The organism is Candidatus Pantoea formicae, from assembly GCF_011752625.1.
In the GTDB taxonomy this organism is placed as follows: domain Bacteria; phylum Pseudomonadota; class Gammaproteobacteria; order Enterobacterales; family Enterobacteriaceae; genus Pantoea; species Pantoea formicae.
On the sequence record NZ_VWXD01000003.1, the window covers coordinates 369,461 to 385,976 of the forward strand.

Annotated in this window: 14 protein-coding genes; 6 read left to right on the top strand and 8 right to left on the bottom strand. The window is 52.9% G+C overall.

All coding sequences use genetic code 11. The features are described from left to right. Positions 1-27: 27 nt before the first annotated feature. Positions 28-1,254 (top strand): peptidase T, encoded by a 1,227-nt coding sequence (pepT, locus tag F3J38_RS10445; protein ID WP_167138069.1) that lies wholly within the window; start codon positions 28-30, stop codon positions 1,252-1,254. 93 nt (positions 1,255-1,347) lie between these two features. Here the strand turns inward: pepT and F3J38_RS10450 are convergent, their stop codons facing one another. Further along, a complete protein-coding gene (locus tag F3J38_RS10450) occupies positions 1,348-2,127 on the bottom strand; it encodes a transporter substrate-binding domain-containing protein (protein WP_084934217.1) in 780 nt (259 codons plus the stop codon). 14 nt (positions 2,128-2,141) lie between these two features. Beyond that, a complete protein-coding gene (locus tag F3J38_RS10455; RefSeq protein WP_167138072.1) occupies positions 2,142-3,308 on the bottom strand; it encodes a methionine aminotransferase in 1,167 nt (388 codons plus the stop codon). 129 nt (positions 3,309-3,437) lie between these two features. Here F3J38_RS10455 and F3J38_RS10460 point away from each other — a divergent pair, with 129 nt between their 5' ends. Beyond that, the gene (locus tag F3J38_RS10460; protein WP_167138075.1) at positions 3,438-4,319 is read left to right on the top strand and encodes a LysR substrate-binding domain-containing protein; all 882 of its coding nucleotides are present in this window, start codon (positions 3,438-3,440) and stop codon (positions 4,317-4,319) included. Here the strand turns inward: F3J38_RS10460 and F3J38_RS10465 are convergent. Together F3J38_RS10465 and F3J38_RS10470 are read right to left on the bottom strand one after the other, a co-directional pair. Next, positions 4,277-5,953, bottom strand: a complete 1,677-nt coding sequence (locus tag F3J38_RS10465) for a methyl-accepting chemotaxis protein (protein WP_167138077.1) — start codon at positions 5,951-5,953, stop codon at positions 4,277-4,279. The genes F3J38_RS10460 and F3J38_RS10465 overlap by 43 nt on opposite strands. Before the next feature lie 213 nt (positions 5,954-6,166). Then, positions 6,167-7,684 (bottom strand): carboxylesterase/lipase family protein, encoded by a 1,518-nt coding sequence (locus F3J38_RS10470; protein WP_167138080.1) that lies wholly within the window; start codon positions 7,682-7,684, stop codon positions 6,167-6,169. A gap of 192 nt (positions 7,685-7,876) precedes the next feature. Between F3J38_RS10470 and F3J38_RS10475 the strand changes: the two genes are divergently transcribed. Continuing rightward, positions 7,877-8,311, top strand: a complete 435-nt coding sequence (locus F3J38_RS10475) for a DoxX family protein (protein ID WP_167138847.1) — start codon at positions 7,877-7,879, stop codon at positions 8,309-8,311. Positions 8,312-8,378: 67 nt separating this feature from the next. Here F3J38_RS10475 and hglS read toward each other — a convergent pair whose 3' ends face one another. Both hglS and F3J38_RS10485 read right to left on the bottom strand, forming a co-directional pair. Continuing rightward, positions 8,379-9,716: a 2-oxoadipate dioxygenase/decarboxylase HglS gene (gene hglS, locus F3J38_RS10480; protein WP_167138083.1), complete on the bottom strand. Its 1,338-nt coding sequence runs from the start codon at positions 9,714-9,716 to the stop codon at positions 8,379-8,381. Between the two features lie 88 nt (positions 9,717-9,804). After that, positions 9,805-11,139, bottom strand: coding sequence for an MFS transporter (locus F3J38_RS10485; RefSeq protein ID WP_167138086.1), 1,335 nt, complete (start codon positions 11,137-11,139; stop codon positions 9,805-9,807). 319 nt (positions 11,140-11,458) lie between these two features. On the opposite strand from F3J38_RS10485, the gene F3J38_RS10490 reads away from it, so the two are divergent. After that, the gene (locus F3J38_RS10490) at positions 11,459-12,379 is read left to right on the top strand and encodes a LysR substrate-binding domain-containing protein (RefSeq protein ID WP_167138849.1); all 921 of its coding nucleotides are present in this window, start codon (positions 11,459-11,461) and stop codon (positions 12,377-12,379) included. On the opposite strand, the gene smrA is transcribed toward F3J38_RS10490, so the two are convergent. After that, on the bottom strand, positions 12,380-12,946 hold the full coding sequence (gene smrA / locus F3J38_RS10495; protein ID WP_167138089.1) for a DNA endonuclease SmrA: 567 nt from the start codon (positions 12,944-12,946) through the stop codon (positions 12,380-12,382). Between the two features lie 296 nt (positions 12,947-13,242). Here smrA and fnr point away from each other — a divergent pair, with 296 nt between their 5' ends. Together fnr and uspE are read left to right on the top strand one after the other, a co-directional pair. After that, positions 13,243-13,995 (top strand): fumarate/nitrate reduction transcriptional regulator Fnr, encoded by a 753-nt coding sequence (gene fnr / locus F3J38_RS10500; RefSeq protein WP_034830913.1) that lies wholly within the window; start codon positions 13,243-13,245, stop codon positions 13,993-13,995. A 118-nt stretch (positions 13,996-14,113) separates the two neighbouring features. Then, positions 14,114-15,070: a universal stress protein UspE gene (gene uspE, locus F3J38_RS10505; RefSeq protein WP_167138092.1), complete on the top strand. Its 957-nt coding sequence runs from the start codon at positions 14,114-14,116 to the stop codon at positions 15,068-15,070. Positions 15,071-15,123: 53 nt separating this feature from the next. On the opposite strand, the gene pntB is transcribed toward uspE, so the two are convergent. Then, complete coding sequence (pntB, locus tag F3J38_RS10510; RefSeq protein ID WP_167138095.1) at positions 15,124-16,512, bottom strand: Re/Si-specific NAD(P)(+) transhydrogenase subunit beta; 1,389 nt, start codon at positions 16,510-16,512, stop codon at positions 15,124-15,126. Between the last annotated feature and the right edge of the window lie 4 nt (positions 16,513-16,516).

The window sequence follows — 16,516 nt, forward strand, 5'->3', positions numbered from 1 at the left end:
TTTATTCGACGTGTGTAAGGAATTGTGATGACAGACCAACTCGCTCGCCAACTGACCCAGCGCTTTTACCGTTATCTGGCGGTTTCCAGCCAAAGCGATGCCAAATCCACTACGCTGCCCAGCACCCCTTCACAGCATGCCATGGCCGAACTTCTGGCGCAGGAACTGCGTGAATTAGGCCTGCAGGATATTGTTATCGATCAGCACGCCACAGTGACGGCAGTGAAGCCCGGCAATCGCCCTGAGGCACCGCGCATTGGTTTCATCACTCACATTGATACCGTGGACGTCGGTCTTTCACCGGATATCCACCCGCAGACCTTAACCTTTACTGGTGAAGATTTGTGCCTTAACAGCCAGCAGGATATTTGGCTGCGGGTTGCAGAACACCCTGAAATCGCACCCTATCTTGGCCAAGAGATCGTCTTCAGCGATGGTACCAGCGTACTCGGCGCCGATAACAAAGCCGCAGTGACCGTGGTGATGACGTTAATGGAAAACCTCACAGGCGATCACGGCGATATCGTGGTGGCGTTTGTGCCGGATGAAGAGATTGGCCTGCGCGGTGCCAAAGCACTCGATCTGGAAACCCGCTTTAACGTGGATTTTGCCTGGACTATCGACTGCTGTGAACTGGGTGAAGTGGTGTATGAAAACTTCAATGCAGCCGCCGCCGAACTGGTGTTTACCGGCGTACCTGCCCATCCGATGTCAGGCAAAGGTGTGCTGGTTAACCCGCTGCTGATGGCGCATGATTTTATTTCGCGCTTTGACCGCCTTGCCACCCCAGAACATACCGAAGGCCGTGAAGGGTATATTTGGTTCAACGATATCAACGCCAATGCCAGCCGTGCCATATTGAAAGCGTCGATTCGCGATTTTGATTTAAAGGGCTTTGATGCGAAGAAACAGCAGCTGCTTGAAGTCGCTGATGAGATTGCCGCGCTTTACCCTACCGGCCATGTTGCATTAACCATCAGCGATATCTACAGCAACATCAGCAATGCGGTGGGCGAAGATCGTCGTGCGATTGATTTGATTTTTGCAGCACTGCAACAGGTCGGGGTAGAGCCGAAAGTCATCCCTATGCGCGGGGGCACAGATGGTGCCGCGTTGTCCGCAAAAGGATTGTTAACGCCGAATTTCTTTACCGGGGCGCACAATTTCCATTCACGCTTTGAGTTCTTGCCGGTTCCGTCATTTGTGAAGTCGTATCAGGTGGCGGAAGCGTTGTGTTATCTGGCGGCTAAATAGGCTAAGTAAAAAGCGAGTAACGGCACAATAAATTGTGCCGTTACAATGAGCTGTGGCTTTATTCCGCCACAGCCACATCAATGAGCGATAGTTTTATTTCGCCGCAGTCACATCAATGCCTGGGAAGAATTTCGCCGCCAGCTTGGTGACCGTACCGTCGGTCTGCACTTTAGTGATAGCCGCATCCAGTTCGCCCTTCAGCTTGGCATCACCTTTACGCAGGCCGAAGCCAATACCGGAACCCAGGATGGTGTCATCTTCAACAGGTTTGCCCACGAAAGCGAAACCTTTGCCTTGTGGCTTATCCAGGAAGCCAGACTGACCGGCCGCTGACATCACTAGCGTACCGTCAAGACGACCGGCGACCATGTCGTTATAAACCTGGTTCTGATCCTGATAAGACGTGACCGTCACACCCTGCGGTTCCCAGTGTTTCTTGGCATAGGTTTCCTGAATAGAACCCTGCAACACACCGATGTTTTTGCCTTTCAGTGATTCTGCGGTAGGCAGCAGTTTCTCGCCTTGCTTGACGATCAGCATCGTTGGGATGCGGTAGATAGGCTTGGTGAAGTCGATGCTTTTGCCACGAGCTTCGGTGATGTTCATCGCCGAGTTAATCGCATCGAATTTTTTCGCCTGTAGTGCCGGAATCAGCGCATCAAAGCTGCTCTCCACCCACTTACAATCGAAATTACCCACCTGGCAAATGGCTTTACCCAGTTCGATATCGAAACCTTCCAGCTCGCCCTGTGCATTGCGGCTTTCAAACGGTGGATACTGTGATTCCAGACCGTAGCGTAAGGTCTCCTGCGCCAGCGCGTGCGCGGAGGTCAGCATGCCAAGAGCCACAAACAGTGCGTTAAGTTTTTTCATTATTCTTCCCCTAATTACCCTTTGACCCGGCACAGCGCTTCCGCGCCAGCCAGCAGTGTTGCATCGTCTTTCGCAAATGACAGGCGAATTAATTTATTGTCAGTGCCGTCCATATAGAACGCCGATAGCGGGATGGTTGCCACACCGTGATCGACGATGAGACGTTTTACCATTTCACTGTCGCTTTCGTCACTGAAATGTCCGTAACTGGCCAACATAAAGAAGGAACCGGCACTCGGCAGCAGTTTAAAGGGTGAATCCTGCATCAGTGCCAACAGACGATCGCGTTTTTCCTGATAAAACGGCGACAGCTGCAGGTAATTCTGTGGGTTCTGCAAATAATGCGCAAAGCCAACCTGCATCGGTGTGTCAGCGGCATACATCATGAATTGATGCACCTTGACGATTTCATCCATCAAGGCCGCCGGTGCCAGCGCATAGCCCACACGCCAGCCGGTAACATGGAAGGTCTTGCCGAATGAGGAGACCACCACGCTGCGCTGTGCCAGTTCAGGATGCGTTGCCATGCCGCAATGCGCACGCCCATCAAACAGAATGTGCTCATAAACTTCATCTGACAGCACCACGATATCGGTGTTGCGCGTCAGGGCCGCCAGTTGCTCCAAATCGGCCGGCGTCAGGACCTGGGCACTCGGGTTGTGCGGCGTGTTGATAATGATCATGCGCGTGCGCGGCGTGATGCTGGCACGCAGTTCATCCCAGTTAATGGCGAAATCAGGCACCTGCAATTTCAGGCCAATCGGGGTCGCACCCTGCAAACGCACTACTGGCGCGTAGCTGTCGAAGGCCGGTTCGAAGAAAATCACTTCATCGCCAGCATGCACCAGTGCAGAAATCGCCATATAAATACCCTGGCTGGCGCTGCCCGTGATCAGCACTTCACTGCCCGCATCATATTGCTGACCGTAAAGCGTCTGCACTTTCTCGGCCAGTGCCTCACGCAGTGCCGGTAACCCCGTCATTGACGCGTACTGGTTATGACCTTCGCGCATCGCTTTGCTGACTAATTCAACCAGATGCGGATCGCAGGGGAAGTTCGGCGCACCCTGTGACAAGTTGATGGCTTTGTGCTGCGCAGATAGCTGGCCGATGACGCTAAAAATGGTGGTGCCGACATCGGGCTGTTTGGAAGAGATGTTAACACTGCTGTTCAGGGTCATCGTTGCTCCGCAAGGTTGCATAACCACGTAAGTAAAGTAGATATCTATTCAACGGTGTGTTGCTTGAGTCTACAAGCGAATTGTTGTCATAATAGCCATGACTAAAAATCATAGCTTGAGGTTCTCCCCATGTCCCGCTCTGCACTGCCGCTCAATGCCATTCATGCTTTTCTGGTCACTGCCCGTCATCTTAACCTGACGCATGCAGCCAGTGAGTTATGTATCACGCAAGGTGCCGTTAGCCGAAAGATTGCAACACTGGAGAGCTGGCTGGGATTCTCACTTTTTGAACGCCATGCGCGCGGCCTGCATCTCACCGAGCAAGGGGCAAACCTGTTACCCGAATTGCAGCAGGGTTATGCCATGCTGGTGAATGCCACAGAAAAGGCAAGCCGTAGCAATACATCCATTCGCCTGAAAGCACCCACCTGTGCCATGCGCTGGCTGGTTCCCCGCCTGGTGGCGTTGGAACAACAACGGCCAGAGATCCACGTGGCGCTGACAACCACCCTAGACCATGCTTCACAGCTGGAGAATTATGACGCGGCGATTGTTTTCGGCACCCCACCTGCCGGTTCTATTCGCTTGTTTGATGAACAGTTGACGCCGGTGCTGGGGAGCCACGTTTCACCGCCCACGCACATGCGTGACCTCGCAAAATTCACTTTTCTGCACCCCACCAACGATTCTCGCGACTGGCAGCTGTGGCTGAATGAACAAGATGTGAGTTTGCCGATGGCACGCAACCAACACTTCGCCACCATGGATTTAGCAATTAGCGCAGCAATACAGGGTTTTGGTGTGACGGTGGCAGATGTCACGCTAGTCCAGAATGATTTGGCGACAGGCCGATTGATTGCCCCGTTTGCAGAGCAAGTCGCAACCGGGGCCGCCTACAGCTTGTTACAGCGGGGAAAACAGGATGCGCCACCGTTCCTGCCGGAACTGGTGGCGTGGTTATGTCAGCCTCAGAATGAAACCCACTCGTCGGCACTGGCAGGTTTAGACTGAGCGACCGGCGTTGCGGACAGCACGGGACGACGCAACGCTGGTTTAACCGGTACCACCACGGCCTGGCTTACCGGCGCACTCTCCGATAAACGGAATTTGGCCACCGATGCCTGCAATTCCTCAGTTTGACGCTCAAGCGCACTGGCTGCAGCCGACACTTCTTCGACTAATGAAGCGTTCTGCTGGGTGACACTGTCCATTTCTGTCACGGCGGTGCCAACTTGTGAAATACCTTTGCTCTGCTCCTCTGACGCGGCGGCAATGTGCTTCATGATCTCATTCACGTCCTGTACGGATTTAAGAATATGACTCATGGTACTGCCCGCATTGCTCACCAACGCAGAGCCCTTGTCTACACGCTGAACCGAATCTTCTATCAGTGTTGCAATTTCTTTAGCCGCGCCTGCACTGCGTTGTGCCAGATTGCGGACTTCACTGGCGACGACGGCAAAACCGCGCCCCTGTTCACCCGCGCGAGCTGCTTCAACCGCAGCGTTCAGTGCCAGGATATTGGTCTGGAAGGCGATGCTGTTGATGACATTGGTGATCTCAGCGATTTTCTTCGAACTGCCAGAAATCCCCTGCATGGTTGTCACCACTTCACCCACCAACTGGCCGCCTTGCTGCGCGGTGCTGGTGGCGGTTTCCGCAAGCACACTGGCCTGACGCGCATTATCGGCATTGAATTTCACCGTAGCCGTTAACTGCTCCATACTTGCAGCCGTCTGCTCAAGCGCGGCTGCCTGCTCTTCGGTGCGAGAGGAAAGGTCATTATTGCCCGATGAAATTTCTGCTGCACCGCGATAAATATTTTCAGTCCCGCTACGAATCGCGCTAACCGCATCACGCAAGCTGTCCTGCATAGCGCGTAACAGCGGCACCAGTTTGCCAACGCAGTTACGACCAAACTCTTCAATGGGTTGACTCAGGTCGCCCTGGGCGATAACCGCAAAATGATTACGCACACGCTCCAGCGGCTTCACCAGCATCGCCACCAGATAGCGATCGGTGAACAGCAGGATCACCAAGCCAAACACCACCGCCACCAGGATAATCATTTTGGTCAGGTTCGTGAGTTTATCGACGTTGACGCGCGTCTCATCCAGTTTGCTTCCTGCCGCTTGGTTAAAGGCTTCTGCACTGGCACCAAAGGCACGGCTCAGAGCGGGCGTCACGTTGTTAGCCTGCGTGCGATAAGCCTCAAGCGTGCCCTGCTGTGCCAGCGACACTTGGGGGGCAATGCCCTCGTCCAGCAACTTTTGCCAGTTGGCAATAACGCTGTTGGCCGTCTCGCTATCCATTGGGCCTGGCGCCATCGTCTTAAATTGCGCTAACTGCGCTTTCATGTTGTCCAATGCCTGCTGCACCGGTGCGAAGGCGTCAGCACTGACAACGGCGCCGCTTGCGCGCCCTTCCATCACGCGAGACAGACGCGTCACCACACGAAAATATTGGTCATTCCCTTTACTCAGTACCGTCATTTGATTAACCAGTTGGCGGTCAATCTCATTCCCATCGCCGAGCGCATTGAGAGAGTGCACACTGAATAACCCAACACCGCACCACAGCAAGCAAAACAGCCCCAGAATGGTCAGCATAACAGCGCGAATAGTGAAGTTTTTTAAGATACCCATACATAATCCCTTGGTGTGAAACGCGAAGGAGGCCCAATAAAATAGGGCATATTGCGTTTATCGGCAGTGGATCAGGAAAGTGTACCGGTTTAATAAGCTAATTAATTGCTGGCTGCTTAACGGCAATGAAGATGAAATCATCAATTAATCAGTGAGTTGGATGAATATTTGACTTAGTAAAACATTTACACGATTTCACTATTAGCGCGATCATTAAAGTCTGACATGGCTTCGCATCATCAGGCGAAACAACCGTAAGCGCCCACGCATTAATCTGGCCTTAATAACGAGTAAAGGTTGCCCATCCAAGCCAAACGCTAATGTCAGATCTTCATGCGGTCGCCATATCGGCCAGTTCGTCTCACCGGTGAGTTGATAGCTAAATTCGCTGGCATCACGCGCAAAGGTCACCCAATAACGGCTTACCCGTTTGGCAAAGGCTTTATCTGCCTCGGTGTAAGGTCGGTCAGCAGGTGGTTGCAGCGTGGTCAACGTATTAAAAACATAAGGGATTTCATTACCGTGCCAGGTACCATGAGGATAAAGGTCGCGAGCGTTTTCCGAAACGTAGTCAAACCAGTAACGCCAGGCTGGCATGCCAATATTGTGCTGTGACTGTGCCACCAGCAATGGCACCACGGTAAACGCCATATCACGCGCCACCGCGCGGCCTAACAAGGTGTCGTCGTGGATATCATAGAGCCATTTCATTAAGCGGTAACTGAAACGGTTTTTACTGCGGATCTGCTGCAACACCTTCGCGGCGTCCACGCCAAAATAGTCCAATACGCTGGCTTCATCACTGTTGCTGCCGACCATTAAGGGTACGCGATGTTGTTTCCCTGCCATAAACGTCGCCAACATCGGTTTCGGCAGCACTGCGTCACCACTGATGGCTACCGGCCCCAAACCCAACGGGCGCTGCAATGGCCAAAATTGGTCGGCAGGTAACTGGCGAAGTTGTTCTGCACTGGCCTGCTCGGTCAGACCAAAATGGGCGGCGACCTGCTTTCCAATTTGCTGTGCTTTTTTGCGGGGTACATCCGGCAAACTATAAGCACTTTGTACAATCCCTTTATGGAATAACCCTTCTGCCAGCGGTGAACAGCACAGCGACAGAACGCTGCGTGCCCCGGAGGATTCACCAAATAAAGTTACGTTATGGCGATCACCGCCAAATGCCGGAATATTGCGTTGAATCCACTGCAACGCGGCAATTTGATCAAGCAGTGCGAAATTATTCACCACGGCATCAGCCGGGTATTCTGCGTCAAGCGCGGGATGAGAAAAAAAGCCGAAATGCCCTAAGCGATAATTGAGCGTGACCACAACCACGCCTTGTGCCGCTAGCGCTTTGCCACGATAAGGATCGAGACTGCCCGCCCCGATCGTAAAGCCCCCACCATGTAGCCACACCATAACCGGTAAAGGGCATGAAGGTTCGATGTCAGGCGTCCAGATGTTGAGGTACAGGCAATCCTCACTAAATCGCCCCGGATCACCTCCTCCCACAGCCACACAATATTCACGGTTTTGCCAACTAGCATCACCCCACTGTGTGGCATCTCGCACCGCTTGCCAGGGTTTCACCGGCTGGGGAGGACGCCAGCGCAAAGCGCCCACAGGCGGCGCTGCGTAAGGTATTCCCTTGAAGACAAAGAGATCCTCATCAATCATGCCTCTGAGTTCACCCTCTGCGGTCATGATCCCCAGACGTCGTTCATTTTTCATCACGGGTTCCCTGCTTATGCATCGTTCCATTATTTGCAGGCCTTGCACGAATGTCCATGTTCCGAAAGCATTTGCAGAATAAGCCGAATCAGCTTTCGATCCATTGAACAACACCATCAAAATTTTTGGCTAACCTTGGCATGCCGATTTGTTTTAAGGTTGCAAGTTAACCTGGCGAGACGGAGAAGTATGATGTTTGGTGGAATAAACCAGATGTTTAACCGGATGAGCGATCACCCGGACTTCGGTAAACTGTTGTTGCGTCTAACTTTTGGTGGTCTGCTGTTGTTCCATGGTGAGTTCAAGGTGATGCACGGCGTCGACTGGATAGCCCATATGCTGACTGTCAAAGGCATGCCTGGTTTCATCGCTTACGGTGCTTACATCGGGGAAATAGTGGCACCTGTGATGGTGATCATCGGTTTAATGACGCGCCCTGCGGCCTTCATTATTGCGGTGAATATGATTGTCGCGACGTTGCTGGTAAAAATGGGCGCCCTCTGGCATCGAACGGATGTAGGCGCATGGTCTCTGGAAACGGAGGCGCTTTACCTGCTGGGCGCGCTCGCCATCATGTTTTTGGGTGCCGGGAAGTACACGCTGGTGCGTGATTCGCGCCTGCAATAAAAATAAAAGAAAAATAGCCAGTCTGCTGAAGTGGTATTGCCACTTCACAGACCGGCTTTATTGGGTCCTAGTGAATACCACAACGGGACAGACTACGTTGTTGCATCTGCTGATAGAGCGCCATCTCATCTTGCACTTCAGCCCCTAATGCGGCCTCGAAGTCCGCACGACTCGCATTTCCGGCACTTCGCGCCTGTGCGACATCCCCCAAATTAGACTGGAAGATTCCGGCCGCACTGACCGGCAGAAAATCTTCATAGACAATCGGTTCCGCCTGCAATCTCCCCTCGGCGAGCAACTGTGCAACACTCTCGTTCTGCTGTGGGCGCTGGTGTTCACCTTTGTCTGTTAAGCGATAGCGGAACCAAGCCAGCTCCTGTTCACGCAGCGCGTCCTCATCATCGGGGAAATCACGAAATACCGCCGTCAGGTGCTGCTGGTGAAGTTGATTGTCGCTACCGGTTCCCGCTTGCGCTAACAAACGGTCGTAAAGCTCACGTCCTTTCGGCGTTAATGCCGCCCCCCGCTGCTCAATCTCACCAAATCGCGCCGTGTGCGTTCCTGGCGTGCCGTCATTAAAATGCACCGCTTCTTCTAACGCTTTAAAACTGGTCTGGCGCAGCAGAATTGGCACCTGTCGTTGAGGCGGTCCCTCAATCAAGGTTTTAGGCTCGATACCCCGCGTTGGCATTAACGTTTGCACGCGATCGATATCCAGTGTGCGTGGCGTCAAGTGGTTAATGTGACAACCCTGAAAGCACACGACATCGGCGATTAAGCGATGTTGCTGGCTTAACGCACGGTAAGTACTTCTATCGACTGTGGTGTGGGCATGCCAGCGGAAGGTTTCCAGCGCCTCGTTGACAAAATTAGCCGCATCAGCAGCGTGCAGACCACCCTGTTGCTGGTGTTTGGCGATCAATGCGCGGCAGGCTGGCGTGAAGATATCGCGCGCCGCAAGAATCGCAGCGGCCTTCTCGCGCAGCGCCAGGTCGTCGATGAGTTCAAGTCGAAGCAGTGAGGTAAAGACTCGAAAAGGATTGCGGCGTAATGCGCTGTCACTCACCGGGCGAAACGCAGTGGAGTGGACTGGCACACCGGCCTGTGACAGGTCGTAATATCCGACAGGTTCCATACCCATCACGGCAAACATCTGGCGTAAAGTACGCAGCTCATCAGCCGTGCCCACTCGAATTGCACCGTGACGTTCGACGCTCAACCGGGCCAACTCATCCGCCGCCGCCAGGCGATTTTTCAGTGCCGGATGGGCCTCAAGCGTGCGCTCGTTTACCGCCGTCACCAACTGCGTCAGGACACCATACTGCGGCACTTCCTGCTGATACATACTGGACATGGCTTGCGAAAACAACGTACGAATCGCATCACTGGTTAGAAAATTTTCCATGGTCATCACCTCGGGCTAAAGGGTTGTTGCTAATGTAGATCAACCCCTTATTGCCGTGGGAGAATTTCGCGGAACTGTGATCGCCCTTTCACTCAGCTCCGTTAGAGCGGTCACCAAAGCAGTACTTTAGCGACAGCATAATGGTGGTAAGCACGGCCGGGATCGCCAATAACAAGAAGATTTGGCTAAAGGACCAGCCAAGAGAAAGGAGTTCCGCGCCGACAAACGCACTCACAATCGCACCAATGCGACCCACACCGTGCATCCAACTCGATCCGGTCGCTCGCGCATGTGTCGGATAGAAACTGGCGGATAAGGCATTCATGCCGGTATTTGCGCCATTGAAACAGAAGCCACTTAAGAAGGCGATGGCACTCATCAAGCCGACTTCTGCGGGCGAAAAACCCAGCGCAACAATCGCAATGCCGCCACAGAAGTAAATCACGGCCAGTGCGATATTGGCATTGATGCGATCCATCAGCCAGCCAGCAAACAGTGACCCTAAGGTTCCGCCTGCCTGGTACATTGCCGTCACGATAGCCGCTTCGGTGACGGTCATACCCAGTTTATTGATCAGTGACGGCATCCAGCTACCAATCAAATAGACCAGGAACAGCCCCATAAAATAGCCGCCCCACAACATCAGGCTACCAAACAGATAACGTGGCGAGACCACCGTTGCGACGGCACCGCGCTGAACATGCGGCTGCTCGCTGGACTGATAATCACTATCAGGCTGAACGACGCCAGGGAGCATACGTTCGAGGATGGCATGAATACGCGCAGCAGGCGCACGGCGACTGATCAGAAAGCGAACGGATTCGGGCAGACCGCGCAGCAGGAATGGCAGGACAATCAACGGCAGCATACCCCCCATGAGCATGACGGAATGCCAGTCATAGCGCGGCAGCAGCCATGACGCCGCGAAGCCACCGGATGCAGCGCCAAAGGTGAAGCCGCAGAACACGACGGTGATAATGAAGGAGCGCCGGCGTTCGGGCGCATACTCCGCCACCAGCGTGCCAACATTCGGCATGGCGGCGCCAAGCCCCAGGCCGGTGAGGAAACGGAACAGCATCATTTGTTCGATGTTCTGCGCCATTGCCGTTGCCAGCGTCCACAGGCCAAAAAAGCCTACGCTGAGCAGTATCATCACGCGACGGCCATAACGATCGGCGAGTGGCCCGGCGACCATCGCGCCGAGCGCGAGTCCAATTAACGCCGCACTGATGACCATGCCCAGTTGATGGTTGCTCACGCCCCAACTGGCTTTTAGCGTGGGCGCGATAAAGCCCATCAACGCGATGTCCATGCCATCCAGCGCCACGACGATGAAACAGAGTACAATCAAGCGTTTTTGCCAGCTGCTGAGTGCACTTTGATTAATGAGCTGGCGGACATCTACGGCTTCAACGCTGGTCACGGATTAACTCCTGCACTTTCATCGCCTATCATCAGTTTTGGTAAAAAAAACGGCGCTAATGATAGCTCATCGTTAACAATAACGGGCAGGATTTTTGAGTGTAAGTGAGAATTATTCCATTTTTTTGCCATTAAGCGATTGATACTACAACGGTAGCGGTTTTATCCATTCAGCACGCATTTAACAAAGTAAGGAATTACAGTAGGTTAGCCAGAAGCTATCAAACCAGCGGTTTTGTTAAGATAATTTTGCAGGGAAGTTAACATTATTTCTTTTTACCCGTTGCCGCTAGCCAGCAAAACTCATTATGTTAAAGGTTATGGATAAAAATAACCTTTTCAATCAGCGCATTCGCTTGCGCCACTTACATACCTTCGTCGCCGTTGCACAGCAAGGGACGCTTGGGCGCGCGGCTGAGACCTTAAACCTCAGCCAACCTGCGCTTTCGAAGACCTTAAATGAGCTAGAGGAGCTTGCTGGCGCGCGGCTTTTTGAGCGTGGGCGTCTTGGCGCGCAACTGACCACGTTAGGTGAACAATTTCTGGTCCATGCAGTAAAGGTGCTGGATGCACTTAACCATGCAGGACAGAGCTTTAATACACCGCAACCCGGCCGCCCGGTGATCATTCGTCTTGGCGCCCTGACGACCGCAGCAATGGGCATGCTGCCGCAGATTCTTGATCGCTTCCATGAGCAGCAGCCCAATACCACGGTTCAGGTTGCCACACTGCATAACAACGTTTTGCTCGCGGGCCTGCGCGCAGGGGAATTTGATATTGGCATCGGACGTATGGCAGACAGCGAGATGATGGCTGGGTTAACCTACGAGTTACTGTTCCTGGAATCACTCAAGTTAGTGGTCCGCCCGGAACACCCCCTACTCAGTGACAATGTCACGTTATCTCGCGCCATGCAGTGGCCAGTGGTCATTTCACCTGAAGGCACCGCGCCTCGCCGCATCGCGCAACATATGCTGGATGAACAAGGTTGTTCACTTCCGGCAAACTGTGTAGAAACGTCCTCAACATCACTGGCTCGCCAACTCGCATTGCGTTATGACTACGTCTGGTTTGTGCCCTCTGGCGCCATAAAAGAGGATTTGAACCACAATGCCGTGGCGGCCTTACCGATAAATTCACCCGGTCCAGGTGAGCCCGTAGGTATCATTACGCGCAGCGGTAAAAGCCTCAATCTGAGTACTGAAGTTTTGATGGCGACCATTCGTAAATTTCACACCTAGCTAGCGGCTGCGCTTGGCGTGACGTTCACGATTCTCCAGCCGCGCTTGGTCGGTTTTACGCAAACCGACGTACAGCGCACCTGCCCCTCCGTGCTGCGGTTGCGCCACACAGAAGCTTTGCACTTCTTCAAACTCCTGCAGCCAGCGCGACAGATAGCTGCGCACGATATTCGCATGCGACTCATCATCACGCCCTTTGCCATGAATAATGAGCAGATTGCGCAGCCCCTGCTTTCTCGCTTGCAACATAAAGCTGAACAGCGATTGGCGGCAGGTTTCTACCGGCTGTCGCAGCAAATTCAGACTGGCGTCCAGCGGATATTTTCCCAGCCGTAATTTCTCCACGACGCCTTGCTGCATGCCATCAGTTTTATATTCCAGCGGGGTATTAAGCGGAATGATGTCAAGAAAACCCCGTGTCAGGAAATTCTCCTCTTCATCTTCCCGCTGCACAGTACGTGGTTCTTTGGTGGAGGGCGCACGCAACCACTGGGTATTGGCGCAATCTTTCAATGGTGTCACATCGCCCATGGCATCCCGGAAAAGGTCTTCATCGTCAAGGTTCATGGTTTTTTCTCGCGCCTGGTGGTTTATTGAACGCAAAAAGCCGCTCAAAGACAAAATAGTAGCAAAGGATTTTTGCTATCACATCTGTCACTTTTTGCGCTGTAGCCTACTGTGAACAGATGTAAACATGTAAAGAAAACGTGCCAGATCAATAAACTTGGTATCTTGAGCAACGCGCAAATACTGAAATACCTGACGTTTGTAAGGGATTGATGATAATTACTGCTCGGATGAGTTCCCTTAACAAATAAAAATGTTAAAATTGACGGCAGTCAATAATCATCGAGCGAACCCCTATGATCCCGGAAAAACGCAGCATTCGACGTATTCAGTCAGGCGGTTGTGCCATCCATTGTCAGGATTGCAGCATTAGCCAATTGTGTATTCCCTTCACGCTGAACGAGCACGAGCTGGATCAGCTGGATAATATCATTGAGCGCAAAAAGCCCATTCAGAAAGGCCAGACGCTGTTCAAAGCCGGTGATGAATTGAAATCACTTTATGCCATTCGTTCCGGCACCATCAAGAGCTATACCATCACTGAACAGGGTGACGAGCAGATTACCGGCTTCCACCTGGCGGGTGACTTAGTGGGCTTCGATGCCATTGTGGGTGCGCATCATCCCAGCTTCGCCCAAGCGCTGGAAACGGCCATGGTGTGTGAAATTCCTTTCGAAACCCTCGACGACCTTTCCGGTAAAATGCCTGCCCTGCGCCAACAGATGATGCGTCTGATGAGCGGCGAGATTAAAGGCGACCAGGATATGATCCTACTGCTATCGAAAAAGAATGCGGAAGAACGCCTGGCGGCCTTTGTATGGAACCTGTCACGTCGTTTTGGTCAACGTGGGTTCTCCCAGCGTGAATTCCGCCTGACGATGACGCGTGGCGACATTGGTAACTATTTGGGACTAACCGTAGAAACCATCAGTCGTCTGCTGGGTCGCTTCCAGAAAAGCGGCATGCTGGCGGTGAAAGGCAAATATATCACTATCGAGAACCATGCACTGCTGGCAGAACTGGCTGGTCAGACTGAACAAGCAGCGTGATTTAGTGCCGGGTCAATAATTGTTATTTAATTGATCCGGCAACAACTTTTCCCCTTCTGCCCTGCGCAAACTTAGGCTATCTTTAATCCAACTTGCTTTGGTTTGAGGAGATTGCCTTATGTCCCGGTACCAAAATATTCTGGTTGCGATTGACGCCCAGCAGGATGACCAACCCGCGCTGCGTCGTGCAGTGTATCTGAACCAACGTATCGGCGGAAAAATCAAAGCTTTCCTGCCTATCTATGATTTCTCCTATGAAATGACCACCTTATTGTCACCGGATGAGCGCTCTAACATGCGCAAAGGTGTCATTAGCCAGCGTACCGAATGGATCCGCCAGCAGGCCCATGCGTACATTGAGGCCGGGGTCGATATTGAAATTAAAGTGGTCTGGCACAACCGCCCCTATGAAGCGATTATTCAGGAAGTCCTGGCACACCAGCACGATCTGGTCTTAAAGATGGCCCATCAGCACGACCGCTTGGAGGCTGTAATCTTCACGCCTACTGACTGGCATTTGTTGCGCAAATGTCCGTCACCGGTCTGGATGGTAAAAGACCAACCCTGGCCGGAAGGCGGTAAAGCGGTGGTGGCGGTGAATCTGGCGAGTGAAGAACCCCATCATGATGAGCTGAATCAGAAGCTGATTCGTGAAACGGTTCTGCTGGCCGATATGGTCAATCACACCGAAGTCCATTTGGTCGGTGCTTATCCCATTACGCCCATCAATATTGCGATTGAACTGCCTGACTTTGATCCCAGCGTCTACAACGATGCCATTCGCGGCCAGCATCTGGTGGCGATGAAAGCGCTGCGACAGAAATTCTCCATCGGTGAAGAGTTTACCCACGTGGCGAAAGGTTTGCCGGAGGAGGTGATCCCGGATATCGCTTCACATCTGGAAGCCGGTATTGTCGTACTGGGGACGATTGGCCGCACCGGACTCTCAGCCGCCTTTTTAGGCAATACCGCGGAGCAGGTGATCGACCATCTGCGCTGTGATTTACTGGCTATCAAACCCGATGACTTCAAATCGCCGATCGATTACGACGACGAAGAAGACGAAGACGACTAAAAACAACAAGGGCGACCACTTAGGGTCGCCCTTCTTTTTACCTGTGCGCTCAATTACAGGGCGCGCAGAATCCCTTCAACGCTGGCCTTCGCATCACCAAACAACATTTGTGTGTTGTCTTTGAAGAACAGTGGGTTCTGTACACCTGCGTAACCGGTGTTCATGGAACGTTTGAACACGATAACGTTTTGCGCTTTCCACACTTCCAACACTGGCATTCCAGCGATTGGGCTACGCGGATCTTCCTGAGCTGCCGGGTTAACCGTGTCGTTGGCACCGATCACCAGGACAGTGTCCGTGTCGCTAAAGTCATCGTTGATCTCGTCCATCTCCAGCACCACGTCATAAGGCACTTTCGCTTCCGCCAGCAACACGTTCATGTGACCCGGTAAACGACCCGCAACTGGGTGAATACCAAAGCGGACTTTAATACCGCGAGCACGCAGTTTCTCGGTAATTTCCGCGACCGGATACTGTGCCTGGGCAACGGCCATGCCATAGCCTGGTGTGATGATCACAGAAGAAGAACCTTTCAGCAGCTCTGCGGTGTCTTCCGCCGTGATTTCACGATGTTCACCCTCTTCTTCACTTTCACCGCCTACGCTCACGTCAGTGCCGAAACCGCCGGCGATAACGCTAATGAACGAACGGTTCATCGCCTTACACATGATGTAAGACAGAATCGCACCTGAAGAACCCACCAGCGCACCGGTCACGATCAGCAAGTCATTGCTCAGCATAAAGCCCGCTGCCGCTGCTGCCCAACCGGAGTAGGAGTTCAGCATCGAGACCACAACTGGCATATCTGCACCACCAATTGAGGCGACCAGGTGCCAGCCGAATACTAAGGCAATGACGGTCATCAGCAGTAAGGCAACCACTTGTGAACCCGTGCTGTCAGTCTGTACGAACCACAGCATCAGCAGGAAGGAGACCACCAAGGCCGCCAGGTTCATTTTGTGACGATGCGGCAGCATCAGCGCTTTAGAAGAGATCTTGCCGCGCAGTTTGCCAAACGCCACGATGGAACCGGTAAAGGTCACCGCACCGATGAAGATGCCAAGGAACACTTCGGTCAGATGGATGTTTTCCATCACCGGAGCCAGACCTGGTGCATGATCGAGATAGCTGTTAAAGCCCACCAGAACGGCAGCCAGACCCACAAAGCTGTGCAAAATCGCCACCAGCTCTGGCATTTCAGTCATTTCGACTTTCTTCGCCAGACGGACGCCAATCGCACCCCCGATCACCATCGCTAACAGGATCCACGCAACGTTGCCGCTGTTAGGTCCGAAGACGGTCGCCAGCAGCGCAATCGCCATGCCGCTGACACCAAAGATGTTACCCTGCTTGGACGTCTCGTGTTTTGAGAGGCCGGCCAGGCTGAAAATAAAGAGAATCGCGGCAACAATGTATGCTGCAGTCACTAATCCGCCAGACATGTTG

Bases quoted from the DNA above. Each gene is read 5' to 3' on its own strand.
- F3J38_RS10490 (WP_167138849.1), top strand. From the start codon at position 11,459: ATGGATAAAAATAACCTTTTCAATCAGCGCATTCGCTTGCGCCACTTA.
- F3J38_RS10475 (WP_167138847.1), top strand. From the start codon at position 7,877: ATGTTTGGTGGAATAAACCAGATGTTTAACCGGATGAGCGATCACCCG.
- F3J38_RS10450 (WP_084934217.1), bottom strand. From the start codon at position 2,127: ATGAAAAAACTTAACGCACTGTTTGTGGCTCTTGGCATGCTGACCTCC.
- hglS (WP_167138083.1), bottom strand. From the start codon at position 9,716: ATGGAAAATTTTCTAACCAGTGATGCGATTCGTACGTTGTTTTCGCAA.
- F3J38_RS10455 (WP_167138072.1), bottom strand. From the start codon at position 3,308: ATGACCCTGAACAGCAGTGTTAACATCTCTTCCAAACAGCCCGATGTC.
- F3J38_RS10470 (WP_167138080.1), bottom strand. From the start codon at position 7,684: ATGAAAAATGAACGACGTCTGGGGATCATGACCGCAGAGGGTGAACTC.
- uspE (WP_167138092.1), top strand. From the start codon at position 14,114: ATGTCCCGGTACCAAAATATTCTGGTTGCGATTGACGCCCAGCAGGAT.
- pntB (WP_167138095.1), bottom strand. From the start codon at position 16,512: ATGTCTGGCGGATTAGTGACTGCAGCATACATTGTTGCCGCGATTCTC.
- pepT (WP_167138069.1), top strand. From the start codon at position 28: ATGACAGACCAACTCGCTCGCCAACTGACCCAGCGCTTTTACCGTTAT.
- F3J38_RS10460 (WP_167138075.1), top strand. From the start codon at position 3,438: ATGTCCCGCTCTGCACTGCCGCTCAATGCCATTCATGCTTTTCTGGTC.
- smrA (WP_167138089.1), bottom strand. From the start codon at position 12,946: ATGAACCTTGACGATGAAGACCTTTTCCGGGATGCCATGGGCGATGTG.
- fnr (WP_034830913.1), top strand. From the start codon at position 13,243: ATGATCCCGGAAAAACGCAGCATTCGACGTATTCAGTCAGGCGGTTGT.
- F3J38_RS10465 (WP_167138077.1), bottom strand. From the start codon at position 5,953: ATGGGTATCTTAAAAAACTTCACTATTCGCGCTGTTATGCTGACCATT.